Here is a 23,024-nt window from a genome sequence, read left to right as displayed (position 1 = left end):
TTACCGGGAAAGGTTTGGCATGTCCGGCATTCCGGCCAGCACCGCACACTCCGACGAGATGCCGGAAAACGTCCGGCATCTGATGGAGTCTGGCGACCCGAGCCCCGGCGAGCGGGCCGAGGCGCCCTTGCTGAACTCTTCCGCACAGACTGCCGTTTTTCAGTACTGGCTGAGCCTGCCGCGCCCGAGCGGGATTCCCGATGCGTCGGCATTTAGTCCCGCCGCGGTAAAGCCTCATTTGCCGAACCTCACGATCCTGTCGCTCAATGACCCGGACGAAATCAGCCATCGCCTCGTCGGGACAGAGGTCACGTCGCGCCTTGACGCCAACCTGACCGGAGCGAATCTGCTCGACTTCGTACCGCCGGAGACCCGTCTGCAATGCTCGCGCGACATGCACGAGATAGGCTACCGTCCCTGCGGCTGGCAAGCGCGTCACGCCACGCGTTATGCATCCGGCCTGATATCTTATGTGCAGACACTCTATCTGCCGCTGCGCGCACCCTATCCCCAGCCCCCGCGTATTCTTGGCATGCACCGGTCGGAAGAACCGACGAGCTATGGCAACAAAGCGGACAGCGTGGTTTTCGGGGCCGGGTTCGAACGTATGATATGGATCGATATCGGCTTCGGTGTGCCGGGCTGATTCACCCGCGCCCATAGCGCAGCCGCCCGAGCAGGGCGACAGGGTCCGGCAACTTCGCGGCGATATTCTTCACGCCCGCTTTCGCTCGCTCGAACCGCATGACATCTTCGATACGGCGGTCGAGAAACGCCCAGGTGCGCGCGTAATTCTCGCTGTCATCCGAAAACCAGTAGAACGAGACGGCGGAAAAAACGCCCGCGAGCGTCGCGCGCTTCGTATAGAAATTGAAATCGGCGGAGGTGTCGCCGACGGCCCGCCAGATTGCATCGACTGTGCGGTAGAGCGCATGGGGACCGCGCGTACCCGATGTCGGCAGCGCGAAAAGCGTAACAGCGCGGCGCACCGCCTCGCGCTGATGCAGATCGGCCTCGATGCGGGTGCGCACAGCAAGCGTGATGCGTTCGCGGATCTTCAGGGCGCCAATATCATCGCGCGCGAGAGCCTCTTCCATGCGGCGATCGCCATCGGCAAGAAAGAAATCGGCAAGATCGAGAACGCCGCCCGGAAAGGCCAGACGCATTTCACCATGAGATATGCCTGCTGCTTCCGCCGCATCGGCAAGGAGGCGCGGCGTCCAGCCGTCAAAGGCGACATTGGGCAGGGCTGCTTCGAGAATCTGGATGCGCGTGGCCTCCAGCCGGTCGGGCTTCGTCCTGCCAGTTCCGGTGCCTGGACGCTTCCTTGAGGGTTTTCCTTCAGGCATTCGCCTTCTCCTCTTCTGTCTCTTCTGCCGGCTCAGGACATCGTGCGGATGCCCAGGCCTTCGCTTCCGTCTCGAAAATGAGTTCCGTGAGATCGTCCATCCGCTGCGGGTAGAGTATGCCGTCGAGATGGTCGCATTCATGCTGCACGACGCGGGCATGAAAGCCGCGGGCGACGCGCTCGATGGTCTCGCCGGAGAGGGTCTGGCCCCGGTAGCGCAGCGCCGTCACGCGCGGCACGGCGCCGCGAAGCCCCGGCACCGAGAGGCAACCCTCCCAGCCCTTCTCCATGTCGGAGGTAAGAAACTCGATCACGGGATTGATGAGTACCGTGAGGGGAGCCGTGTGGTCGAAGGCCTCCTCCTCGTCAATTTCCTCGGGGGCGCGCTCGGGCGGCGCCTGAAAGACAACGATTCGCCAGGGCTCGTAGACCTGCGGCGCGGCAAGCCCCGCCCCGTTCGCATCGATCATGGTCTCGATCATGTCGCGGACAAGCGCCTTCACGCCGGGCGCCATAGGGTCCGGGACGGGCTTGGCCACCCCCTGAAGCACCGGGTGGCCCATGCGGGCGATCTTGCGTATAGCCATGAGCTGAATATGAGGCCGGGCGCGGGCGGCGGCAACAGGCCCGCTCGCCGCAGGTGGCTGAAGAAGCGCCACAGCGCCTCAAAAAGCGGGCTTTTCAGGTGCCGGTGGTGGACAAATACCGCAGGCTTTGCTAGATAAGCGGCTCTCGCGGGTCCGGGAAACCGGTTCCCGCGACTAACTTATTGAATCGAAAGCAGGATCAGCCCGTGCAGGTACTCGTTCGCGATAACAACGTCGACCAGGCCATGAAAGCTCTGAAGAAGAAGCTTCAGCGTGAAGGCGTTTTCCGCGAAATGAAGCTCCGGAACTTCTACGAGAAGCCCTCCGAGAAGCGCGCCCGCGAAAAGGCCGAAGCGATCCGCCGCGCCCGCAAGCTGGCCCGCAAGCGCGCCCAGCGCGAAGCCGGCATCACGACCAAGAAATAATCTCCTTCAGGAGATTTCAAGCTTTTGAAGCGCCTCCGGTTTCCGGGGGCGTTTTTCGTTGTAGGGATCGGATTGATTACCCGGTCGTGAATACGCTAGGCTCAAAAGGGACATTATGGGATAAAAATAATGACCTCGATTGCTGAGCTAACTATCGTCAATTTCGATGCGTTCACGGTGCCGGTGCTTGTAACCATCCTGCTTGCCGCCTGCGCATTCGGCTTATCTCTACAAAATATCAGACGATCGGCGAGAGTCCGCGAAGAATATATTGCACTCCAAATGAAGTTGGAATTTCTCGCTTTGAATTCAGGTCTGGGGGAAGATTCATCTGGCGAAGAGGGGGGCGATAGACCTCGTGACAACGAATGACAATCCATCCAGAAACGCCCCCGATTACAGACACTAGCGCGGTTATTCAGTTCAACGAAGATAACCCTCTCCGTAAACTGACTGATCGAAAACTGGTACTCGAACTGCAATCGTGGGCAGCTCAGCTACTGAAGTTTTTGCCCGCACTCAAAAACCATCCCCACCAAGCACAAAATATATTTGATTTTATCAGTCTGGGCCTTTCCGTCCTCAGTATTCCTTTCGCATTTATGAACCCGGCTATCGGCGTTACTCACGCAATCATGGCTCTGTTTGTGGCCAGCTTCGGGTTCTGTTTGAGTAGAAAGCACGCCGTAAAACTTCAACGGCTCAAAGCAAAGATCGGAGACGGAATCTCCCGAACCATTAAGGTTCAACTCGAAGTCAACGCCAGATTCTTTAGGATATCGAGTCGAAATCGAAATCAAGTCACATTGATTTAGCCACGCTTCTCAAAGCAGATTCTGTGTGGCCTGAATCGAAGGCGTGACACTTTTGTCGTGACTCAAACGCTAAATGCGTTTGGCGAGGAACCGTTCGTAATTGCCGTATCCGGCCTCTTCATATATGCGGCGCGCGCGGGTATTGGCCTCAAGCACGTAAAGACGGATTTCGGCGATGCCCGCGGCCCTGGCCTCATCTTCCGCCGCGGCGAGAAGGGCCTGCCCCACGCCCTGCCCTCGCGCGGCCTCGGCAACCGCAATATCCCAGATCAAGGCATGGCGGCGGCGTTCCGGCCGGACGAAAGTTCCTGGATCTTCCTCGAAGGTGTAGCAGAGGAACCCGGCGACAACGCCGCTGAGCTCCGCCACAAGCGTGACGCCGCCCAGCCGTGCGATCGCCGCCTCCACCCAGGCCAGATGACTGTCGGCGGCGGACGCATCCGCGCGGTTTTCTTCGATGGCGGCTTCGAAATCGTGAAGCGCACCCATGAGGGCCACAAGAGCTGGGCGGTCCTCCGGCTGCGCGCGGCGAAGCCTGATAGCCTGATCTCTTTCCCCGGGCATCTCAGAAACGCTCCTCGCCGCGTTCACGAACAGGGTCAGGGAAGTCGCGATAGAGCGCGAACTGGATATTCTCGACAAGCGAGTTCACCGCATAGTGGTCGCTCTCGATGGGCTCCGCCCGTGTCGCCACCCAATCGAAGGCGCTGTCGAGCTGGGTGAGATCCGTGACTTCGATCATGAAATGGAATTCGCCGAGATGCGCAGGCGCGAGGCCGAGCTTCTTGCGCATGAGACGCCAGCCCTCGATCACGCCCTCGCTTTCAAGGCGGCCCATGTAATGCGTGAAGGCATCGACAAAATCCACGTCGCGCACGCCGGGCTTCAGACTGAACCAGCCGTGATAGATATCCATGACCTCTCCCCGAGATGAAACAGGCCCAATGAAAACGGGCGGCAATCATCTTGACTGCCGCCCGCCCGGTTCGTCCAGTAAGCTATGCGGGGCCTCAGTTACGCGCGAGCGTTTTCGCGCCGAGGATGGAAAGAGCGACCAGAACCAGCTCGATCACGATGGGCTGGACCACGCCTTCGGGCGCGCCCTCCACCATGACGCCGAGAAAACGGCCGATCACGGCGAAACCGTAAAGCACAGCCGCGCCCCATATCCATTGCGGCTTGCCCGCAAACAGCGCCAGAACGGCGGCAAGCGCGCTTGCAAGGAAGAACCCTCCAAGATCGGCGCGCAACGAATTCAAGCCCAACGGCGACAGCGCCCCGAGGCCCAGCGCCTCGCCAAGCTGCGTCGGCTGCGCGAACGCCATCAGGCCCATCGCCAGCGAAAAAAGCCCCACCAGGGCAACACTGATTCGTCCCAGCCAGATCATCGTTTTATTCCCCTTCCTTTAAGCCTGCCCCATAAAGAACGGGCGGTCCCCATCCTGAGCACCGCCCGCCTGTTTCGTCCAGCCTGAGAATACTCAGAGGTTCTTCACGATCTCTTCCACCATCTTCTTCGCATCGCCGAAGAGCATCATGGTGTTGTCGCGGAAAAAGAGTTCGTTCTCCACACCCGCATAGCCCGAGCCCATGCCGCGCTTCACGAAGAGAACCGTCTTCGCCTTTTCGACATCGAGCACCGGCATGCCGAAGATGGGGCTCGCCGGATCGGTCTTGGCAGAAGGGTTCGTCACATCGTTCGCGCCGATGACGAAGGCAACGTCTGCCTGGGCAAACTGGCTGTTGATGTCTTCCAGTTCGAAGACTTCGTCATAGGGCACGTTCGCTTCCGCGAGCAGCACGTTCATGTGACCGGGCATACGGCCGGCGACAGGATGAATGGCGTAGGAAACCTTCACGCCTTCTTCCTTGAGGATATCGGCCATCTCACGAAGCGTATGCTGCGCCTGCGCCACCGCCATGCCATAGCCCGGCACGATGATGACGGAACCGGCATTCTTCATGATGAAGGCGGCATCGTCTGCCGAGCCCTGCTTCACCGGGCGCGTTTCGACCGCGCCGCCACCGGCAGCAGCAGCATCGGCGCCGAAGCCGCCGAGGATGACGCTGATGAAGGAGCGGTTCATGCCCTTGCACATGATGTAGCTGAGGATCGCACCCGACGAGCCGACCAGCGCGCCCGTGACAATGAGCGCGAGGTTGCCGAGCGTGAAGCCGATGCCGGCCGCCGCCCACCCCGAATAGGAGTTCAGCATCGAAACGACGACGGGCATGTCAGCGCCGCCGATCGGAATGATGATGAGGAAGCCAATGATGAAGGAGAGCAGCGTGATCGCGAGGAAGAGCTGCCAGGTCTGGTTCGCCGGATCCATCACGATGTAGACGATGGCACCCACAATCGCGACCGCGAGCGCCGCATTGATGAAGTGACGCCCCGGCAGCATGATCGATGCGCCCGACATGTTGCCGTTAAGCTTCGCGAAGGCGATGACCGAACCGGAAAAAGTGATCGCGCCGATGGCGGCACCGATGCCCATCTCGACAAGGTTGGCGCCGTGGATCGCATGATAGGCGCCGATGCCATAGGCTTCCGGCGCGAGAAACGCTGACCAGGCGACAAAGACCGCCGCGAGGCCGACCAGCGAGTGGAAGGCCGCGACGAGCTGCGGCATCTGCGTCATGGCGATACGCCGCGCGATGACGGCGCCGATGCCGCCACCGATGACGAGGCCGAGGACGATCAGGCCCCAGGTGAGCGTGTTCTGCGCCTGCAACAACGCGAACGTCGTGACAATGGCGATGGTCATGCCGACCATGCCGAACGTGTTGCCCTGCCGGGACGTTTCCGGCGAGGAGAGCCCGCGAAGCGCGAGGATGAAAAGCACCGCCGAAGCGAGATAGAGCAGTGCCGCTATATTGGCTGACATATCCCGTTTCCCCTCAACGCTGCTTTTTCTTGTACATGGCGAGCATTCGCTGCGTGACCAGGAAGCCGCCGAAGATGTTGACGGCGGCAAGGATCACCGCGACGAAGCCGAACCCCTTGGACACCCAGCCCGTCTCGCCCGCCTGGGTGAGGTCGAGGCCGACGGCGATGAGCGCGCCGACAATGATGACCGAGGAAATGGCGTTGGTAACCGACATCAGCGGTGTGTGCAGTGCGGGCGTTACGCTCCACACCACAAAATAGCCGACAAAGATCGCGAGCACGAAGATCGCAAGCCGGAAAACAAAAGGATCGATAGCGGCCGCTTCCATCAGTTGCCTCCTTCGCGGAGCGACGGATGCACCACCTGACCGTCCTTGGTCAGGCAGGTACCCGTGATGATTTCGTCTTCCCAGTTGATCGCAAGAGCCTTGGTTTCCTTGTCGATCAGGGGGGTGATGAAGTTCAAGAGGTTCTTCGAATAGAGCGCCGAAGAATCGACTGCGAGCTGTGCGGCGACATTGACATCGCCCATCAGTGTCACGCCGTGCTTCTGGACGCGCTTGCCGGGCTCGGAGAGCGGGCAGTTGCCGCCGCGTTCCACCGCGAGATCGACAAGGATCGATCCCGGCTTCATGCTCTTCACCATCTCCTCGCTCACGAGTTCCGGCGCCGGACGGCCCGGAATGAGCGCGGTGGTGATGACGATGTCCTGCTTCTTGATGTGTTCGGCAACGAGCGCGGCCTGAGCGCGCTTGTAGTCGTCCGACATTTCTTTCGCATAGCCGCCGGCGGCATCGCCGCTTTCTTCCGATTCGACCATGACGAAGGTACCGCCCAGGCTTTCGACCTGTTCCTTTGTGGCCGAACGGACGTCCGTCGCCGACACGATGGCGCCGAGGCGCTTCGCCGTGGCGATTGCCTGCAGGCCCGCGACACCCACCCCCATGATGAACACACGGGCAGGCGCGATGGTGCCCGCCGCTGTCATCATCATCGGCATGGCACGGGTGAAGACCGAGGCTGCGTTGATGACCGCCTTGTAGCCCGCGAGATTCGACTGCGAGGACAACACGTCCATCGACTGCGCACGCGTGATGCGCGGCATGAACTCCATCGCAAAGGCATTGATGCCCTGCGCGGCGTATTTCTGCAGGCGCGGCTTGTCATCCCAGGGATTGAGAATCGCGGCAAGCATGGCGCCGCGCTTCATGAGGCCGATTTCCTCGTCGGAAGGCGCGCGCACCTTGAAGACGATATCGGCATCCTTGAGGGCGTCCGCAGCGCTCGGCGCGATGGTCGCGCCCGCATCCGCATAGATCAGGTCAGCGATGGAAGCATGTTCGCCCGCCCCTGCCTCGACGATGACTTCAAGGCCAAGCGCGGAAAGCTTTTTCACCGTTTCCGGGGAGGCCGCTACGCGGGTTTCGCCTTCAAGCCGTTCTTTTGGGATCGCAAGTTTCATGGAACGTCGCCTGTTCTCCGGGGCTCGTGAAAATCACGGCCGCCAAGTGAGAATAAGAATTATTCGAATATGCAGCACTGGGAACTGTTTTCAAGTGAGAAATCAGTCTCACTTGCGACCGGACGTCAGAGGAGGAAAACCGCCATCAGAACGAGAACGATAACAGTCGCTGCCGTGCCCCATTTCGTCGCCGAGATGAAGGTGTCATAGGTCGAGATGTGCTCTTTCGGGTCCATCTCCTTGCCCCAGTCTTCCTGATATCCAGCCATGTTACCTCACCCGCTTTATGCCGCTCGTTACGCTCGATTTGAGCGAGCCGGACTATAGCAAACGATCCGTGCGCGGCAAGCACCCTGGCCCCCGCCCTTGCGCTAAATACCCATAGAAGCTGTGCAATTCCGTTCAACCCGGCATGAAACGACAGACCGTTTTCAGCTCTCGAAGGGTGACGGAAGCGGCCCGCTCGCGATCTTGCGTGAGGGCGCGGAATGGTCCCAGTCGGCAAGCAGCGCGCGCAGCGCCGCGACAAAAGCGAGCGGCTGGTCGAGCATGACGTGATGGCGCGCCTGCGGAATCTCGATGACGGGCGCCGAGCGTCCCAGCAGGTTGAACATGTATTCGCCGATCTCCGCCGGGAGCAGCACGGAAAATTCACCCCGCATGATGGCGATACGGCAGCGCGTAGCGGCGAGACGGGCCCCCATGTCGCCAATGTCGAAACGCTGCCAGATCGCGGGGTCGAACTTCCAGGTCCAGCCCTCCCCGCCTTCCGGGTTTTCGACCTGCTTCAGCGAATGGCGCGCGATGTAATCGACGATGTAGCGATTCTCGCAAGGCTGCGGCGGCGCGAGGCGGAAGCGGCCCATCGCGGCATCGAGCTTGGGATAGACGCGGTGCGGCCGGAACTCGCGGGAAGGCGGGCCTCCCGGCCTGTCCGGCGGGTTGACCGGACTATCGACGATGACCGTGCCCGCCAGCCGGTCGCCATAAAGCGCGCCGGTGAGAATGGTGATGAAACCGCCAAAGGAATGCCCGACGATGATGGGCGGCTCCTCGCAGTTGAAGAAGCCCGCATCCTCGCAAACGGCGATCTGCTCTTCTGCAAATGTCTCCAGAGTGTAGCGATCGCGCCAACCCGAATCGCCCATGCCCGAAACGTCGATGGCGGCGACGGAATATTCGCGCGCAAGGAAGGGAGCGACGAAAGACCACCAGCGCGCATGGGCGCCATTGCCGTGAACCAGCAGCAGTCCGGGCTTTGCGGGGTCGCCCCAGCGCAGATAGTGAACCTTCGTGCCTTCCACCTCGACAAAACGGCTTTCAGGCTCGACAGCAACGGCCCGCGAGAACCAGCCCGGAGCGAGCGTGACGGCTGTCCCCTCTTCATCCCCCGGCGCCAGTTCGAAATCGCTCATTTGGCAGGCCTCTCGCCAAGCGCCTTGAAGACCCCTGTGCCCGACATGATGGTGCGCTCGCCGCACCAGATGCGGCCCTTCACGGTGAAGAAATCATCTTCCGCGCCAACGATCTCGCCTGTGCCCTCGACCCATTCGCCGATCTTCGCGCCGGACAGAAAGTCCGTCATCAGGCGAACCGTCACCCAGTAGCGGTGAACCGACATGGTGATCGCATGGCCGAACGCCATGTCGGCAAAAGCCATCAGCATGCCGCCGTGACAATTGCCCATGCCATTGGTGTGATGCTCTTGGACGTAGAAGGCGCGCGTATAGAGGCCGTCCTCGCCGATGCGCTCATAAAGCGGACCGATCTGGCGTCCAAAACCCTGGAACCAGTTCAGCGTCTGGTAGCCATCCGGCAGCGTAATTGCATTTTCTTCGAGAAGATCGTCGGTCATGGCCGAACCTCGGGCAGGCGGGGAAAAGAAGAGCCGCTCAGGCAGCGGGCGGCACACCTGCCTTCTTTAGCGCGGCGCTCTGCCGCTTGTCGAGTTTCGCCACATCGAAGGCATTGATGGTTTCGTTGAAGAGCTTGTGGAAATTGAGCTCCGCACCGAGATGCAGGAAGACCGACCCGAGGCCGATGGCAGCGCGGTCCATAAAGACGAATTCGCGCGGTGGCGTTACCGGTCCGAGTTCACGGAGCCTCTTGTGCACGCCGAACGCTTCCTTGCGGCCATATTCACCCGGCTTGATGCCATCGGCGATGGAACGCACGCGATTATCGAGCATCGGCGCATAGATGAAGCGCGCCCAGACGTTCAGTACGTCGATGAGATCGTTCGAGAGATTGTGGAAGCCCCAGTTTTCGTAGGCCGCCGCCGCGCGGTCGCGATCATCCGTTTCGAGCGCGCGGTAAAGCTCGACCACGCCCGCGACGAAGGCAGGCGGAAAGATGCGGATGCAACCGAAGTCGAGAAGGTTGATTCCGAAATCTTCCCGCACCGAATAATTGCCGAGATGCGGGTCGCCGTGAATGACCCCGTAGCGGCTGAACGGCATCCACCAGGCAGCGAACATCGCTTCCGCAATGGCGTTGCGCTCTTCTAGCGCATGCTCACGGAAGGAAAGCAGAGGCTCGCCAGTGAGCCAGTTCATGGTGAGGAGACGTCTGGTGGAGAGACCGGCATGAACGCCTGGCACCTCGATGCGCGCATCCCTTGCGAAGATATCCGCATAGAGCTGCATATGCGCGGCCTCGCGCTCGTAGTCGAGTTCCTCGCGAAGCCGGTCGCCAAGCTCGGCATAGATTTCGCGCGTATCGACGGCCTGATCCATCCGGCGATGGATCGAGAAGATGAGGGCGAGCTGCTTGAGATCGGCATCGACGGCCGACTGCATGTCCGGGTACTGAAGTTTGACGGCAAGGTCTTCGCCCTCAAGCGAGGTTGCGCGGTGGACCTGACCGAGAGAGGCGGCAGCAGCGGCTTCCCGCTCAAAAGAACCGAACCGCTTCTCCCAGCCCGGGCCAAGCTCGCTCCGCATCCGCCGCTTCACAAACGGCCAGCCCATCGGCGGCGCCGCAGACTGAAGCTGCGAAAGTTCCGCAGCGAACTCGGCAGGCACTGCTTCGGGAATCGTCGCGATCATTTGCGCGACCTTCATGATCGGCCCCTTGAGGCCGCCAAGCGCCGCGGTGAGCTCGCGCGCTGTCTTGCCATCCGCCTGATCGAGACCGAAAAGACGCGCGGAGGCAAAGCGTGCCGCAATGCCGCCGACGCCCGCGCCGACCTGCGCGTAACGCTGGACGCGCCGCCCGAGCCGGTTCGCCTCGCGGTCCTTCGGGGTACCGGCGGAACGAGGCGGCTCGTCGCTCATTCCATCGCCTCAAGCTCGTCGATAAAGCCGCGGATCATCGACAGCCCCTTGTCCCAGAAGGCGGGGTCGGACGCATCGAGACCGAAGGGCGCGAGAAGCTCCTTGTGACGGAGCGTACCGCCCGCCGAAAGCATCTCGAAATAGCGCTCGGCGAAGCCTTCCTGCGCGTTTTCGTAGACCGCATAAAGCGAGTTCACGAGACAGTCGCCGAAGGCATAGGCATAGACATAGAAGGGTGCATGGATGAAGTGCGAGATGTAGCACCAGTAGGTTTCATAACCTTCGCCCAGATGAATGGCCGGGCCGAGGCTCTCCCCCTGTACTTCCATCCAGATGCGGCCGATATCTTCCGATGTCAGTTCTCCCTCGCGGCGCGCGGTATGAACCCGGCGCTCGAAAGTGTAGAACGCGGTCTGGCGGACCACCGTGTTCAGCATGTCCTCGACCTTGGAGGCGAGCATCGCCTTGCGCCGCTCCTTGTTCGTTGCGCCGGCGAGGAGTTTGCGGAAGGTAAGCATCTCGCCGAAAACGCTGGCCGTTTCGGCAAGCGTCAGCGGCGTGTCGGCCATGAGCGGCCCTTGACCCGCTGCGAGCACCTGATGCACGCCATGGCCGAGCTCATGCGCGAGCGTCATCACATCGCGCGTCTTGCCTTGATAGTTCACGAGCACGTAAGGATGCGCGCTCGGCACGGTCGGATGTGCAAAAGCGCCCGTCGCTTTGCCCTCCCGCATCGGCGCATCAATCCAGCCCTTTTCGAAGAAGCGATCCGCGATGTCCGCCATCTCGGGGGTGAAGCCCCGATAGGCATCTAGCACCGTGGCGCGGGCCTGATCCCATGAGATGGCGGCGTCGTCCGACTGCGGCAGCGGCGCATTTCGATCCCAGTATTCGAGATGTTCAAGGCCGAGCCATTTCGCCTTCATCGCATAATAGCGATGCGAAAGCTCGGGATAGGCGCGCTGCACGGCATCGACGAGGGCCGCAACAACCTCCGGCTCCACCCGATTCGCGATATGGCGCGATTGCGCTATATCCTCGAAACCGCGCATCCGGTCTTCGATTTCCTTGTCTTTGGCAAGGGTGTTGGTGACGAGGGTAAAAAGCGGCAGGTTCGCCTTGAACGTCGAAGCAAGCGCATGCGCCGCTTCCTCGCGTTTTGTTCGGTCTTTCTCGGAAAGACGGTGAAGCGCCGCCTCCAGCGCGAGCGGCTTGCCGCCGACATCGAATTTCAGCCGTCCCATCGTCTCGTCGAAAAGACGATTCCAGGCCGCATGACCCGTCACGCTCTTTTCGTGAAGAAGCGTTTCGAGCTCATCGGAGAGCTGATAGGGCCGCATGGCGCGAAGGTCGCGCAGCCAGGGGGCATAATGCGCCAGCGCAGGATCCTTGAGCGCTGAGGCCAGCGTATCGTCATCCAGCCTGTTCAGTTCGAGTGCAAAGAAGAGGAGGTCCGTCGAGATCGCAGTCACGCGCTCCTGGATGTCGCCATAGAATTTTCCGTGCGCGGGATTCGTGTTGTCCTGCGCATAGAGAAGGCCTGCATAGGAAATGAGACGGCCGAGCCTGTCTTCTATTTCCTCGAGAACGCCAATCGCGCGGGCAAGTTCCGCCCCGCCCGTCTCCGAACCGGCAAGAGTGGCGATCTGCCCTTTGTAGCGTTTGTTGAAGTCGGCTGCTGCCTCTGCGGCGAGCGCGATATCGGCGATCACTTCCGGCGCGTCGGGAGAGGCATAGAGGTCGGCGAGGTTCCAGACAGGAAGCTTGCCCAGATCAGCATCGTCGCTGGCCGCACTTCCGACCGCTCCGTCGGCTGCGTGACGATGATTGAACGTCTTCTGGGCACACAACATCTGAAGGCTCCATCTGAAAAAGATCATGAAACCTATATTGAGCGGAGCAGCCTGTCATTCAACGCCACTGCGGCGACAAGGCACCAGAGAACGGTCCCAACGAGCAAAAGAAAAGGGCCCCAGCCGAAGCTGGAGCCCTGATCGTTGTTATGCATCGCGGCTTAGCAGCCTGCGACAACCGCACGGCGGTTAAGCGGCTCACGCACGCCGTCGCCGGTCTGGACCGCAAGTTCGGTCTCGCCCTTCGACACGGCGCTGCAAAGATCCTTGCCCTGCGCAGTGAGCGCGTTGGACACGGAGTCGGCACGGCGCTGGCCGAGAGCCTGGTTGTATGCATTGCTGCCCGACGTATCGGTATGACCGATAACCGAGAGCGGGCCGGTCGACTCGGCGACGATCTGATCGATCACCGACTGCGCTTCCGGCGTCAGGTTATACTTGTCGAACCCGAAGTAGATGGTCCACGGACCGGATTCCTGGAGGGCACAGGCCGTGAGGGCTTCATAGAAAGCAGCCTTCTCGGCTTCAACGCGATCCGGCTGCACCGGACCACCTTCGCCACCAAAATACGAGCCATTCACGCCGAGCTTGTTATCGCTCGCCTGCTCGACCCAGCCGTCATAGTAGCGCTGCGCCTTGGCGCAAGCGCAACCACGCTCGTCGCGGCCGCCATTATCCAGCGCCGCCATGAGCTTGGAACGGGCGTCCTGCAGTTCGGGCAGATCGCTCGCAAGAACCCCCTTCGAGGCGGGGTCGTAAGGAAGCACCGTTTCGCCAGCAGCGGCGGCACGGCCCTTCTCGACGATCGCAGCCGTATCGACCCAGTTGCAGTCGACATAGGCTTCCGAAGTCGCCCTGTCCTGATATTCGCGAGCCAGGCATGCGTTGAAGGAATCACCCTGAATGTCTTCATGCAGGTACGATTCTGCGGTCCATGTGCCGCAACCAGCCAGCACAAGGAAAGAACCCAACGCTATAAGCCGGGATATCATTTTCATCCCAATCTCCGTCGTTATTTCGCTTTGCCCCCCGACGATACGACGGGTGGCCCGGACCCCACCGGTAAGCCCTCATAAGCCCAATTTCATCGCATGGAACTACGGAAACCATCAACCTGTATTGGCCGGATTCCACAAGTTCTGCGCCAGGCGTCACATGAGGGCAACACTGTTGCCGGACGGAATCGGTGCCTTTCGAGGCTGAATCCCGGCAATCGGGGCGCCAACGAGTGTGCCAGCTTGTGTCACTGGTGCCCGATTATCAGTCGAAGGATTAAGGGCCCTTTTACCAATACGGCCCATATTGGGCCAAGTGGCGGACCCCGGGGGGTGGTCCGTGCAACAAAATTGCGGCACGAATCCGAGGATCGAATGACCCAGGCCATTCTCATAGTCGATGACGATCCCGCCCAGCGCCGGATCCTGGAAGAGGTCGTCAACCGCGACGGCTACCGGGCCATCCCCGTGGACGGCGGCGAGGCGGCGCTTGCCTATCTCGAGGGCCCGGCGGGAGCCGAAATCGCCCTCGTGGTGCTGGACCTCGTCATGCCCGGCGTGGACGGCATGGAGGTGCTGAAGCGCGTCCATCCCCAGAAACCCAACCTCCCCGTGATCGTCCTGACCGCCCATGGCGGCATCGAGACGGTGGTGAACGTGATGCGCGAAGGCGCCTCCGACTTCGTGGTGAAGCCGGTCAGCCCCGAACGCCTCCACGTCTCCATGCGCAACGCGCTGAAGGTGAACGCACTGACGGGCGAGATCACCCGCCTGCAGAAGCGCCAGACCGGCCGCCTCACCTTCGCCGACATCATCGCGCCGAGCCCCTCGATGGACCCCGTGATCCGCCTTGGCAAGCGCGCCGCACAATCGAACATCCCGATCCTCATCGAAGGCGAGTCGGGCGTCGGCAAGGAACTCATCGCCGCCGCGATCCAGGGCGAGGGCGACCGCGCCGGCAAGCCCTTCGTCACGGTGAACTGCGGCGCAATCCCGGAAAACCTCGTCGAGAGCATTCTCTTCGGCCACGAAAAGGGCGCCTTCACGGGCGCGGCCGACAAACATGCCGGCAAGTTCCAGGAAGCAAATGGCGGCACGCTCTTCCTCGACGAGATCGGCGAACTGCCGCTCGACATCCAGGTGAAGCTGCTGCGCGCCCTGCAGGAAGGCGAGGTCGACCCCGTGGGCTCGAAAAAGCCCGTAAAGGTCGACATCCGCCTGATCTCGGCAACGAACCGCGACATGCTGCAAATGGTGAAGGAGGGCCGCTTCCGCGAAGACCTCTATTACCGCCTGAACGTCTTCCCGGTCCACATCCCGCCGCTTCGTCAGCGCAAGGACGATATCCCGGACCTCGTGGCCCATTTCATCCGCCGCCTCGCGGCCGAAGAGGGCAAGGAAGTCGTCGGCATTTCGCAGGACGCGCTCCAGATGCTCAAGGCCTATGACTGGCCGGGCAATGTGCGCCAGATCGAAAACACGATCTTCCGCGCCATCGTGCTGTGCGACGGCGACGTGTTGCAGGTCTCCGACTTTCCGCAGATCGCAACCATGGTGGAAGGCTATTCGGACGCCGCGCGGCACTATGACAGCACCTCCGCGCTGCAGGTCACGCCGCCCGCGCAACAGAACGCACCCGGCGCTGCCCGCAGCGGCATGACGGGCAACGGCATGGCGAGCAACGGCATGGCGAGCAACGGCATGATCGGCACAGCCGCCGCCAGCGAAGTGCCGGTCTATGCAGGCCAGCCCGCCCAGCCGCAAGCACATGCACAGACGAACAGCCTCGCCGATTTCGCGCGCTCGAATTTTTCGGACGGCATCTCGATCACCGACGATGCGGGCAATGTGCGCAAGCTCGAGGACATCGAGGCGGAAATGATCCGCCTCGCCATCGACAAGTACAAGGGCCACATGACGGAGGTGGCGCGCCGCCTCGGCATCGGCCGCTCGACGCTCTACCGCAAGGTGCGCGATATGGGCCTTGAGGTACGCGAGAACTGAAAAGACACCCGGGCGACCGGGTGAGAGACTGAGTGGGACCGGGGGGGTCCAGGCGGCGTGGGAGAGATTCCGCGCCGCTTTCTTTTGGGGGGCGCGCAAGGGCGGCAAACGGGGACAAGTGAGGCCGACCGTCACACGAACGTCATCGAACCGTCATAATTCATCCGTAGACGGATTTATCCCCGGTTTTATCCCCTGCCCGCGCACCGGATTCCGCGCATCTTGTCCCCGGTTCGGGACTTGTCCCCAGTGTGACGAAAATGACATGTGGCAGGAGCGTGTGGCTTTGGTGCATGTGGCAGGCGGGAAACAGGGGGGATAAGGCGGGAGCGGGGCGGGATTTCCTCTTTGAGCGAGAAGCAAAGAGACAACGGACACACCAAAACGGCTAGCGCCTTACATTGCCTAGAGATTGACGATGCGCTGCTAATCGCAGTGGTCGATGTGGAAGTGTGGGTCTTCTGACAGGGCTGAGACTGCCGATAAGACTATGCTAGAAGCTGCGTCTCTGATTCCGATTCAAATTTCGGGCATTTCATCGGCGGATTTCTGTATATTTCCGGTGCCTCCGATTTTTTCTGTGCGTTTAACGCAAATCACATGTAGAATCATGAAAATACAGAGCACAGCTGCCTATGCCAACCGCAGATCAACTTAAAGCCCTCCTGTCGTCCCACGCTGAAGGGGATGATGCGCAATTCTTTTCGGTCGCTATGCAAATTGCAGCGGCAGAGGCGCGTCAGGGACATGGCCGTCTCGCAAAGGAGCTGCGCTCGCTGATCGACAAGGCCAAGAATAGGTCAGGAGTTGAAGCTGCTACGCCTATCCCGCTAGCGAAACCGCGCGGAGAGCTGGCCGACCTTCTATCGGTAACTTATCCAACGACCAAACTCGCAGACATGGTTCTCGCTGAGAATGTGACGGGTAGGCTCTTGCGTGTCATCCGGGAACATAAAGCTGTGCGCTCGATTCGAAGTCTTGGTCTGTCGCCGCGCCGCAAATTGCTTTTAATTGGAAAACCGGGGACCGGCAAGACGCTCACCGCATCGGCGTTGGCTGGAGAGCTTGGGGTACCTCTGTTTGTTATTCGGCTTGATGGTCTGATTACAAAGTTCATGGGTGAGACAGCGGCCAAACTTCGCCTCGTCTTTGACGCCATGAATCAATCGCGTGGCGTCTACCTGTTTGACGAGTTCGATAGCATTGGTTCGGAACGAGGGCTCGGAAACGATGTTGGAGAGATTCGCCGCGTCGTGAATAGTTTCCTGCAGATGGTAGAACGCGACGAATCAGATAGCCTCGTGATAGCGGCGACCAACCATATTGCTCTTCTGGATCGCGCGTTGTTTAGAAGATTCGATGACATCATTGAGTTTGGTCTTCCCGACGAAAAGCAGATCAAGACCCTGATGCAAAACAAGCTCTCAGGTGCTTCTGTCCAGAATGTAAAATGGACGACACTTTCGAAGGCAGCGCTCGGGTTGAGCTATGCCGACATTGTTCGTGCAATAGAGGATGCCATAAAGACTGTCCTTATTGATGGACGTGAAGCAATAACGCAGGCCGATTTGGCAGGATGCATCAAAGAGCGCAAGGCTACGCTGGCGGGCGGAGACCGCTAAATAATGCCGCCCCAAATTGTACGGCTGCATCCACACATTTTCGATCCTAACGGTGGCGTAAGCCAGGACTTCCGGACGCCCCGACCGGGGCGGGGAGTGTCTCTTTCTATTCAAGCCCGAAATCGCGCGCAGCACGCAGCCAAGCTTCTTGAGCAGATCGAAGAAGTTGGCAAGACGGCCGAAGCGCGCGCCGCTGAACAGAAAGCAGAAGGGTATGACGCCGGAAACGGTGTCTATCTTCAATTCGACAGTGACTCCGGTTTTGATCTGAAATTCGAAAGCCTGAATTTGGCTTCCAGCGGCATTGAGCTCTGTGCTGTTCGGAAGGCTGCGGACGGTCGGATTCAAGCGACCGTCTTTGTGCCTGACGGTAAACTCACCCTTTTCCTGAACCGCGTCACCGCTTATCGAGACGAAGAAACGAAACCGAAGGCGGATGGCAGTACGCAGCCGAAGAATAGGGAGTTGGTGGAGAGCATTGCCGCTATTCGCGTAGCAGCACTTGAGGCGCTTTGGACGGATTCGCCGGAACTATTTCCCGACCCAGCTCAGGAGGTGGTGTGGGAAGTCTGGCTGAGAAAATCGGATGGAGTCGATCATCTGGCCCGCTTGAGGGAGTACGCGCAAGAGCACGCTCTCACGGTAAGTGAGAACTCGGTCTCCTTCATTGATCGCACGATCATTCTCGTGCATGGAACGGGACGAGATATGGCGCGTTCCGCCGATATTCTCGGGGCTATTGCCGAGCTGCGCCTGGCTAAAACAACCGCAGACTTCTTTACACAGATGAATGCGGTCGAGCAAAGAGACTGGGTCAATGATCTTGCAGGTCGCCTTCAGCCACCCGGCGACGGCGCGCCTTATATATGCTTGCTTGATACGGGGTTGAATCGCGGGCACCCGCTGCTTGAACCGATTACAGAAGATGACGATCTTCATGCCTACAAGCCTGCGTGGAATGTCGATGACAGAGGGCGACATGGAACACCAATGGCGGGCCTTGCCGCGTATGGTGATCTGGTTGCGGCGCTATCATCTCAGGGACCTTGGCAACTCACCCACCGCCTTGAATCGGTAAAGGTCGTCAACGACGCTGACCCCCATGCACCGGAACTCTATGGTGCCGTGACTATCGAGAGCGCAAGCCGTGTCGAGATCAATGGGCAGCGGCAGCGTGTCTATTGCATGGCCGTGTCCGCTACCGATGATCGGGATCGTGGACGTCCTTCGTCATGGTCAGCGGCGGTCGATGCCTTGACGTCTGGCGCTGATGATGATGTTCGACGATTGATGGTGCTATCTGCGGGTAACACGGATCCTGATGCGCGAAAGGATTATCCGGATTCCAATCTGACCGACGGTGTACATGATCCGGGGCAAGCGTGGAATGCGCTCACCGTTGGCGGCTACACGGAGAAATCAGTTGTCGATCAGGTGCAGTACCCAGGTTGGCAACCTCTTGCTGCAAGTGGCGACCTTGCGCCCGCATCCTGTACTTCCGTGCTTTGGGAAAGAAGGAAGTGGCCGATTAAGCCCGATGTCGTTCTTGAGGCCGGAAACATGGCTCGGCATGCAGACCATGCTGATCCAGATTACATTGATGATGCGCTACAGCTTTTAAGCACACCTCATGACTTTTCAATCAACCGTCCTCTGACCACCTTCGGCGATACGAGCGGAGCAGCAGCACTTGCTGCGCGACTTGCCGCAATGCTTTGGGCAAAGTATCCGAGCCTTACACCCGAGGCAGTGCGAGCGTTGATCGTTCATTCTGCTGATTGGACGCCCGCTATGGTTAGGCGTTTCAAAAATGCTGCCGGAGAAGTCGATTACGAGTCTCTCGTTCGCTGCTTCGGGTATGGTACACCCAATGTTGGAAGGTTACTCTCCAGCGCAGACAACTCCCTCACGCTAATTGCACAGGAGTCAATTCGTCCCTTCCACAAAGTGGAAGATGGAACCATCAAGTATCGAGAAATGATGCTTCACGAATTGCCGTGGCCCAAGGATGCCCTCCTAGACCTTCAGAATACAGAGGTCACAATGCGTGTGACCCTTTCGTATTTTGTAGAGCCCAACCCTGGTGATCGTGGCTGGACCACGAAGTATGGCTACCAATCTCACGGGCTTAGGTTTTCTGTGAGGAGGGCGAGTGAGGGCGCCCTCGAATTTCAGCAGCGCATTAACAAAGCTGCGCGGGATGAGGAATACGACGCTGACTATCGACAAGAGACCGGGCTATGGACTTTTCCGTGGAACCGCTCTCTCGTTTCGTCCGGCTCCATTCATTCCAACACGTGGCGAGGCTCGGCGGCCGATCTTGCAAATCGAGGGCATATAGGTGTTTTTCCAACCTACGGGTGGTGGAACAAACGCCCCAATCTCAACGCCTACGGAAAGACCTCGCATTACGCACTGATTGTAACAATCACGACGCCCGAGACCAATATCTATACGCCCGTCGCAACTGAGATAGACGTTCCCATCGTCGTGGAAACTTAATTGTGGTTTCTCGCTTCTCCTGTTCCAGACTTCGGGCCTGTTGCCGAGTGCGAGGCTAGCAGGAGGCGGCGGGACAGGCCGCCGGGACAGACAAGCCCGGCAATAACGGATGGGAAAGAGGCTGGAGGGCGACGCGGGCATGGTCGCGCGCGCCGGGCTTCGCGCACCGCAAAGACGTGGATGGCCCGAATAAATCGGGCCATGACCCGGTTGGGGAGTAGCCGGCGTTTTTCGTTCGCTGGCGCGAAGCGGGTTATCCGGTGGGGTGGTGCCCCTCTTGGCCGCTACGCTGCGTCCCCCTCCCCAAAATTCGCCAGGCGAATTTTGACCCTCCCGCCGGGGGAGGGTTGGACAAATGCATTGTCCTCTCCCCGAGGGAGAGAGGGAAACAAGCGGGGGCTCACCCGAGATGCTTCACCATGCGGATATGCGGGGGCACGCCGTGCGAGGCGGCGATCTTCGGCACATTCGTTTCGGCGAGGCGTTCCAGCCCCATGCGCTCATAGAAACGCACGGCCGGGTTGATCGCGGCGACATCGAGATGGAGCGCGGTGCAGCCCGCCGCCCTTGCGCGCTCGAAACAATCGAGCAGCAGTTTCTCGCCGATGCCGCGCCCGCGCGCATCTGGGTGAGCGGAAAGGAAGAGGAGATACCAGGCATCTTCGGGCACCTCCGGGAAGAGCCAGGGGATGTGGCCCGCGACGGAGGGCAGATGGGCGAGAAGCTCGGGCGTGCCCATCTCGGCCATCGCCATCATGCCGGTGCCGAACTCGCTCTCATAAAGCGGCTGCGGGAAGCCGAGCGCGATGCCGGCGAGCCGGCCGCCGCTCATCGCGGCCTTGGCATGGATATGCGAGAAGGCGCCGCCCTCGCGCGTCCACAAGTCCGAGGTGATGCGGAGATATGTGTCGAAGTCGCGATTATAGAGGCAGTCGAAGACATATGAGCCGGTGTCGTATATGAGGCGGGCGGCAAGCTCCGGCTCGATGGGCCGCGCCTGTTCCAGCACGATATTGTCGGCGGTCATCGGCTTCATCGGCGTCGTTTGCGTCATGGCTCTCGCTCCCCCTGTTCTTTTTCTTCATTTCCCTGCCTTTTTTGAATTTGCCGGCAGGCCTGTTGTTGGGCGGGAGACTAGCACGGGGGCAGCTTCTGCAGGGAGCAGAGCCCCCTCACCCTTCCGCGGGCTAACGCCCGCTCCCTCCCTCTCCCCGGAGGGGCGAGGGGTGAAAGAGCCGTGAAACTTTTTGGGGCCGAAACGGTTTTCCTTGCAAGAAGCCCTTGCGATCAGCGCGGGGCTTCCTATCTTCTTGTTGCGAATTATTCGCAAATAATCCATAACACTCTCTCCGGCCACCAGCGCGACGCTGCGTCAGGCCCGGCACGGCGACGAGACCGCCACGATCCCGCGAGGTAAGCCCCATGTCCGCATCCGACAACGCCCCCTCCTTCCGCCCTACCCTGACGGAAGCCCTCAAGGCGGAACTGTCTCTGGACGAAATGCTGGCCGACCCCATCGTGCGCAAGGTGATGAAACGCGACGGCGTGAGCGAGGTCGAGCTGCGCAGGCTGATGTCGCAGCGGGGCGAACGCCGCGCGGCCTGAGCCCCGGCGCCTTTCTAGAGCCGCTTTTCCTCCAGCAGCCGCTTCACCTCGGCCAGCTCCACCCGCATGGCGCGGACATCCTCCGCCGTCACCACACGCTCTTCATGGGCGCGCCGCTCGATTTCGGCGCGCTCCTCGCGGGCGCGGGCGTCGCGCTCGTTCTGCGCGAGGGTCTGCTCTTCCTCATGCAGCGCCTGCATCGAATTCACGATGATGGCGATGAAGAGGTTCAGCACCATGAAGCTCGTGAGGATGATGAAGGGCACGAAGAAGATCCAGGCATAGGGGTAGACCTCCATCACCGGACGGACGATGCCCATCGACCAGCTTTCCAGCGTCATGATCTGGAAAAGCGAATACATCGACCCGCCAATGGTGCCGAACCAGTCGGGGAAGCTGCCGCCGAAGAGCTTGGTCGCGAGAACGGCGCCGACATAGAAGACGAGCAGCAGCACGGCGATGATGGAGCCCATGCCGGGCAGCGCGCCGAAAAGCGCCGCCACCACCTTGCGCAGCGAAGGCACGACCGAAAGCAGGCGGAGCACACGCAGGATGCGCAGCGCGCGCAGCACCGAAAGCGGCCCGGCCGAGGGCACGAGCGCGACACCGACGATCACGAAGTCGAATATATTCCAGCCATTGCGGAAGAAGCTCAGCCGGAAGGCGAAAAGCTTGAGCCCGATTTCAACAACGAAGATCGCGAGCGCGATGGCGTCGAAGACGAGGAGGAGCGGGCCCGCCGCCGCCATCGCCGCGGGAGAGGTTTCAAGGCCGAGCGTCACCGCATTCACGAGGATGACGGCGGTGATGAAATGCTGGAAGAGCGGCGCCTCCACAAGGGCGGCGATGCGGCCGCGAAGCGAGGCGGGATCGGGGGCATGATCGGGAGCGGGGGCGGCGCTGGCCATGGGGTCGGTCGTCTCCGGCGGGATGTGCGATCTGCCGGAGGTAAGCGAGGCGGGCGCGGGATGCAAGCGCGGCGGCGCATGCCGCTCGGAAAAGAAAACCGGGGGAGCCTGAAAGGCTCCCCCGGGCATCGACGGTCACCCAGGGGTGTGCGTCGGGTCGACGCCTGAAGCGGCCGTCAGATGGCTGACGGGTGCGGCCGCGTCAGGCCCCACAACCCTTGCCCTGATAGAAACCGGTGAGCACCTGAAGGCGGATATCGGCCTGCTGGGCCTGGGCTTGCGCGTTCTGGCCCTGCTGGCTGGCGGCATTGCCGACCGCGCCCGCCGCCTGAAGCCCGCCAATGCCCATGCCGCCGAAATTGAGCCCGAGCGACTGGGCAATGCCGACGCCCGCATTGACGAGCTGGGCGTTGGTCTCGGTGGAGTTGGCGCCCGCGATCAGCTGCTGCTGCGCGCCCATTTCAGCGGCGAGCTGCTCGCAGCTCTTCTGCGCATCGGGGATGCCAGCGGCGGCCGGCGTGACCGTGCCGGAGCTATCGGCAACCATCTGGCCGGCAAGCGCCGCGCCCGCCGAGGTGGCGGCGGCCTGCGTCGTGCCCGTATTCGCGAGCGAGCTGTTGGCCAGCGCCGCATTGCCGAGCGCCGCCGTGTCGAGCCCGGTGGTCTGGCACCCCGCCAGCATCGCTCCGGCCACCAAAAGCATGGCTGCGGTTTTCATTTTCATGTGGAAGCC

The 23,024-nt window shown here is 60.8% G+C and carries 25 protein-coding genes; 8 read left to right on the top strand and 17 right to left on the bottom strand.

The annotated features are described in order from the left end of the window. Window positions 1-19: 19 nt before the first annotated feature. Window positions 20-646, top strand: coding sequence for a PAS domain-containing protein (locus ABJO61_RS01525; RefSeq protein ID WP_348324790.1), 627 nt, complete (start codon window positions 20-22; stop codon window positions 644-646). Between the two features lies 1 nt (window position 647). On the opposite strand, the gene ABJO61_RS01520 is transcribed toward ABJO61_RS01525, so the two are convergent. Then, window positions 648-1,349, bottom strand: a complete 702-nt coding sequence (locus tag ABJO61_RS01520; RefSeq protein WP_348324788.1) for a COQ9 family protein — start codon at window positions 1,347-1,349, stop codon at window positions 648-650. Further along, window positions 1,342-2,007, bottom strand: coding sequence for a peptide deformylase (locus ABJO61_RS01515; protein WP_348324786.1), 666 nt, complete (start codon window positions 2,005-2,007; stop codon window positions 1,342-1,344). Before ABJO61_RS01515 ends, ABJO61_RS01520 begins: the two co-directional genes overlap by 8 nt. 134 nt (window positions 2,008-2,141) lie before the next feature. On the opposite strand from ABJO61_RS01515, the gene rpsU reads away from it, so the two are divergent. From rpsU to ABJO61_RS01500, 3 genes are all read left to right on the top strand, one after another. Beyond that, the gene (gene rpsU, locus ABJO61_RS01510) at window positions 2,142-2,360 is read left to right on the top strand and encodes a 30S ribosomal protein S21 (protein ID WP_293334772.1); all 219 of its coding nucleotides are present in this window, start codon (window positions 2,142-2,144) and stop codon (window positions 2,358-2,360) included. 129 nt (window positions 2,361-2,489) lie between these two features. Then, on the top strand, window positions 2,490-2,732 hold the full coding sequence (locus ABJO61_RS01505; protein WP_348324784.1) for a hypothetical protein: 243 nt from the start codon (window positions 2,490-2,492) through the stop codon (window positions 2,730-2,732). Further along, window positions 2,729-3,175: a hypothetical protein gene (locus ABJO61_RS01500; RefSeq protein ID WP_348330631.1), complete on the top strand. Its 447-nt coding sequence runs from the start codon at window positions 2,729-2,731 to the stop codon at window positions 3,173-3,175. Before ABJO61_RS01505 ends, ABJO61_RS01500 begins: the two co-directional genes overlap by 4 nt. A 69-nt stretch (window positions 3,176-3,244) precedes the next feature. Here ABJO61_RS01500 and ABJO61_RS01495 read toward each other — a convergent pair whose 3' ends face one another. From ABJO61_RS01495 to ABJO61_RS01440, 12 genes are all read right to left on the bottom strand, one after another. Then, a complete protein-coding gene (locus ABJO61_RS01495; RefSeq protein ID WP_348324782.1) occupies window positions 3,245-3,739 on the bottom strand; it encodes a GNAT family N-acetyltransferase in 495 nt (164 codons plus the stop codon). A gap of 1 nt (window position 3,740) precedes the next feature. After that, the gene (locus tag ABJO61_RS01490; protein WP_348324780.1) at window positions 3,741-4,091 is read right to left on the bottom strand and encodes a DUF6614 family protein; all 351 of its coding nucleotides are present in this window, start codon (window positions 4,089-4,091) and stop codon (window positions 3,741-3,743) included. A 94-nt stretch (window positions 4,092-4,185) separates the two neighbouring features. After that, window positions 4,186-4,563 (bottom strand): DUF4345 family protein, encoded by a 378-nt coding sequence (locus ABJO61_RS01485; RefSeq protein WP_348324778.1) that lies wholly within the window; start codon window positions 4,561-4,563, stop codon window positions 4,186-4,188. A gap of 93 nt (window positions 4,564-4,656) precedes the next feature. Continuing rightward, entirely contained in the window at window positions 4,657-6,063 is a 1,407-nt protein-coding gene (locus ABJO61_RS01480) for an NAD(P)(+) transhydrogenase (Re/Si-specific) subunit beta (RefSeq protein WP_348324776.1), read from the bottom strand. Window positions 6,064-6,076: 13 nt separating this feature from the next. Continuing rightward, window positions 6,077-6,394, bottom strand: coding sequence for a proton-translocating transhydrogenase family protein (locus ABJO61_RS01475; protein ID WP_348324774.1), 318 nt, complete (start codon window positions 6,392-6,394; stop codon window positions 6,077-6,079). Further along, a complete protein-coding gene (locus tag ABJO61_RS01470) occupies window positions 6,394-7,527 on the bottom strand; it encodes a Re/Si-specific NAD(P)(+) transhydrogenase subunit alpha (protein ID WP_348324772.1) in 1,134 nt (377 codons plus the stop codon). Before ABJO61_RS01470 ends, ABJO61_RS01475 begins: the two co-directional genes overlap by 1 nt. A 125-nt stretch (window positions 7,528-7,652) precedes the next feature. Further along, window positions 7,653-7,796 carry an aa3-type cytochrome c oxidase subunit IV gene (locus ABJO61_RS01465; protein ID WP_348324770.1) on the bottom strand — a complete coding sequence of 48 codons (144 nt, stop codon included), beginning with the start codon at window positions 7,794-7,796 and terminating at the stop codon, window positions 7,653-7,655. Window positions 7,797-7,958: 162 nt separating this feature from the next. Beyond that, the gene (locus ABJO61_RS01460; RefSeq protein WP_348324768.1) at window positions 7,959-8,942 is read right to left on the bottom strand and encodes an alpha/beta hydrolase; all 984 of its coding nucleotides are present in this window, start codon (window positions 8,940-8,942) and stop codon (window positions 7,959-7,961) included. Beyond that, window positions 8,939-9,382, bottom strand: coding sequence for a PaaI family thioesterase (locus ABJO61_RS01455; RefSeq protein ID WP_348324766.1), 444 nt, complete (start codon window positions 9,380-9,382; stop codon window positions 8,939-8,941). Before ABJO61_RS01455 ends, ABJO61_RS01460 begins: the two co-directional genes overlap by 4 nt. Before the next feature lie 37 nt (window positions 9,383-9,419). Then, window positions 9,420-10,802 (bottom strand): AarF/UbiB family protein, encoded by a 1,383-nt coding sequence (locus tag ABJO61_RS01450; protein WP_348324764.1) that lies wholly within the window; start codon window positions 10,800-10,802, stop codon window positions 9,420-9,422. Then, window positions 10,799-12,655 carry a M3 family oligoendopeptidase gene (locus ABJO61_RS01445; RefSeq protein WP_348324762.1) on the bottom strand — a complete coding sequence of 619 codons (1,857 nt, stop codon included), beginning with the start codon at window positions 12,653-12,655 and terminating at the stop codon, window positions 10,799-10,801. Before ABJO61_RS01445 ends, ABJO61_RS01450 begins: the two co-directional genes overlap by 4 nt. 161 nt (window positions 12,656-12,816) lie before the next feature. Beyond that, window positions 12,817-13,653: an OmpA family protein gene (locus ABJO61_RS01440; protein ID WP_348324760.1), complete on the bottom strand. Its 837-nt coding sequence runs from the start codon at window positions 13,651-13,653 to the stop codon at window positions 12,817-12,819. A 372-nt stretch (window positions 13,654-14,025) separates the two neighbouring features. On the opposite strand from ABJO61_RS01440, the gene ABJO61_RS01435 reads away from it, so the two are divergent. The 3 genes from ABJO61_RS01435 (at window position 14,026) to ABJO61_RS01425 (ending at window position 19,778) form a co-directional block, all read left to right on the top strand. After that, window positions 14,026-15,654: a sigma-54 dependent transcriptional regulator gene (locus tag ABJO61_RS01435; protein ID WP_348324758.1), complete on the top strand. Its 1,629-nt coding sequence runs from the start codon at window positions 14,026-14,028 to the stop codon at window positions 15,652-15,654. A 635-nt stretch (window positions 15,655-16,289) separates the two neighbouring features. Next, complete coding sequence (locus tag ABJO61_RS01430) at window positions 16,290-17,276, top strand: ATP-binding protein (RefSeq protein WP_348324756.1); 987 nt, start codon at window positions 16,290-16,292, stop codon at window positions 17,274-17,276. 96 nt (window positions 17,277-17,372) lie between these two features. Then, entirely contained in the window at window positions 17,373-19,778 is a 2,406-nt protein-coding gene (locus ABJO61_RS01425; RefSeq protein WP_348324754.1) for a S8 family peptidase, read from the top strand. A 400-nt stretch (window positions 19,779-20,178) separates the two neighbouring features. Here the strand turns inward: ABJO61_RS01425 and ABJO61_RS01420 are convergent, their stop codons facing one another. Then, window positions 20,179-20,832 (bottom strand): GNAT family N-acetyltransferase, encoded by a 654-nt coding sequence (locus ABJO61_RS01420; RefSeq protein ID WP_348324752.1) that lies wholly within the window; start codon window positions 20,830-20,832, stop codon window positions 20,179-20,181. Between the two features lie 368 nt (window positions 20,833-21,200). Here ABJO61_RS01420 and ABJO61_RS01415 point away from each other — a divergent pair, with 368 nt between their 5' ends. After that, window positions 21,201-21,383, top strand: coding sequence for a hypothetical protein (locus tag ABJO61_RS01415; RefSeq protein ID WP_348324750.1), 183 nt, complete (start codon window positions 21,201-21,203; stop codon window positions 21,381-21,383). Window positions 21,384-21,397: 14 nt separating this feature from the next. Here the strand turns inward: ABJO61_RS01415 and ABJO61_RS01410 are convergent, their stop codons facing one another. Continuing rightward, complete coding sequence (locus tag ABJO61_RS01410) at window positions 21,398-22,291, bottom strand: ion transporter (RefSeq protein ID WP_348324748.1); 894 nt, start codon at window positions 22,289-22,291, stop codon at window positions 21,398-21,400. 202 nt (window positions 22,292-22,493) lie between these two features. Beyond that, entirely contained in the window at window positions 22,494-23,015 is a 522-nt protein-coding gene (locus ABJO61_RS01405) for a hypothetical protein (protein ID WP_348324746.1), read from the bottom strand. Window positions 23,016-23,024 lie beyond the last annotated feature (9 nt).

Origin of the sequence: Parvibaculum sp. (assembly GCF_039973015.1) — a bacterium.
In the GTDB taxonomy this organism is placed as follows: domain Bacteria; phylum Pseudomonadota; class Alphaproteobacteria; order Parvibaculales; family Parvibaculaceae; genus Parvibaculum.
Note: the sequence above shows the minus strand (reverse complement) of the source record. Positions and strands in the feature narration are given on the sequence as shown.

What these genes read in the sequence shown, in the direction of transcription:
- ABJO61_RS01485 (WP_348324778.1), bottom strand. Translation starts at nt 4,563, where the DNA reads ATGATCTGGCTGGGACGAATCAGTGTTGCCCTGGTGGGGCTTTTTTCG.
- ABJO61_RS01410 (WP_348324748.1), bottom strand. Translation starts at nt 22,291, where the DNA reads ATGGCCAGCGCCGCCCCCGCTCCCGATCATGCCCCCGATCCCGCCTCG.
- ABJO61_RS01435 (WP_348324758.1), top strand. Translation starts at nt 14,026, where the DNA reads ATGACCCAGGCCATTCTCATAGTCGATGACGATCCCGCCCAGCGCCGG.
- ABJO61_RS01520 (WP_348324788.1), bottom strand. Translation starts at nt 1,349, where the DNA reads ATGCCTGAAGGAAAACCCTCAAGGAAGCGTCCAGGCACCGGAACTGGC.
- ABJO61_RS01445 (WP_348324762.1), bottom strand. Translation starts at nt 12,655, where the DNA reads ATGTTGTGTGCCCAGAAGACGTTCAATCATCGTCACGCAGCCGACGGA.
- ABJO61_RS01455 (WP_348324766.1), bottom strand. Translation starts at nt 9,382, where the DNA reads ATGACCGACGATCTTCTCGAAGAAAATGCAATTACGCTGCCGGATGGC.
- ABJO61_RS01465 (WP_348324770.1), bottom strand. Translation starts at nt 7,796, where the DNA reads ATGGCTGGATATCAGGAAGACTGGGGCAAGGAGATGGACCCGAAAGAG.
- ABJO61_RS01490 (WP_348324780.1), bottom strand. Translation starts at nt 4,091, where the DNA reads ATGGATATCTATCACGGCTGGTTCAGTCTGAAGCCCGGCGTGCGCGAC.
- ABJO61_RS01430 (WP_348324756.1), top strand. Translation starts at nt 16,290, where the DNA reads ATGCCAACCGCAGATCAACTTAAAGCCCTCCTGTCGTCCCACGCTGAA.
- ABJO61_RS01460 (WP_348324768.1), bottom strand. Translation starts at nt 8,942, where the DNA reads ATGAGCGATTTCGAACTGGCGCCGGGGGATGAAGAGGGGACAGCCGTC.
- ABJO61_RS01500 (WP_348330631.1), top strand. Translation starts at nt 2,729, where the DNA reads ATGACAATCCATCCAGAAACGCCCCCGATTACAGACACTAGCGCGGTT.
- ABJO61_RS01470 (WP_348324772.1), bottom strand. Translation starts at nt 7,527, where the DNA reads ATGAAACTTGCGATCCCAAAAGAACGGCTTGAAGGCGAAACCCGCGTA.
- ABJO61_RS01480 (WP_348324776.1), bottom strand. Translation starts at nt 6,063, where the DNA reads ATGTCAGCCAATATAGCGGCACTGCTCTATCTCGCTTCGGCGGTGCTT.
- ABJO61_RS01415 (WP_348324750.1), top strand. Translation starts at nt 21,201, where the DNA reads ATGTCCGCATCCGACAACGCCCCCTCCTTCCGCCCTACCCTGACGGAA.
- ABJO61_RS01440 (WP_348324760.1), bottom strand. Translation starts at nt 13,653, where the DNA reads ATGAAAATGATATCCCGGCTTATAGCGTTGGGTTCTTTCCTTGTGCTG.
- ABJO61_RS01475 (WP_348324774.1), bottom strand. Translation starts at nt 6,394, where the DNA reads ATGGAAGCGGCCGCTATCGATCCTTTTGTTTTCCGGCTTGCGATCTTC.
- ABJO61_RS01405 (WP_348324746.1), bottom strand. Translation starts at nt 23,015, where the DNA reads ATGAAAATGAAAACCGCAGCCATGCTTTTGGTGGCCGGAGCGATGCTG.
- ABJO61_RS01450 (WP_348324764.1), bottom strand. Translation starts at nt 10,802, where the DNA reads ATGAGCGACGAGCCGCCTCGTTCCGCCGGTACCCCGAAGGACCGCGAG.
- ABJO61_RS01525 (WP_348324790.1), top strand. Translation starts at nt 20, where the DNA reads ATGTCCGGCATTCCGGCCAGCACCGCACACTCCGACGAGATGCCGGAA.
- ABJO61_RS01505 (WP_348324784.1), top strand. Translation starts at nt 2,490, where the DNA reads ATGACCTCGATTGCTGAGCTAACTATCGTCAATTTCGATGCGTTCACG.
- ABJO61_RS01495 (WP_348324782.1), bottom strand. Translation starts at nt 3,739, where the DNA reads ATGCCCGGGGAAAGAGATCAGGCTATCAGGCTTCGCCGCGCGCAGCCG.
- ABJO61_RS01420 (WP_348324752.1), bottom strand. Translation starts at nt 20,832, where the DNA reads ATGACGCAAACGACGCCGATGAAGCCGATGACCGCCGACAATATCGTG.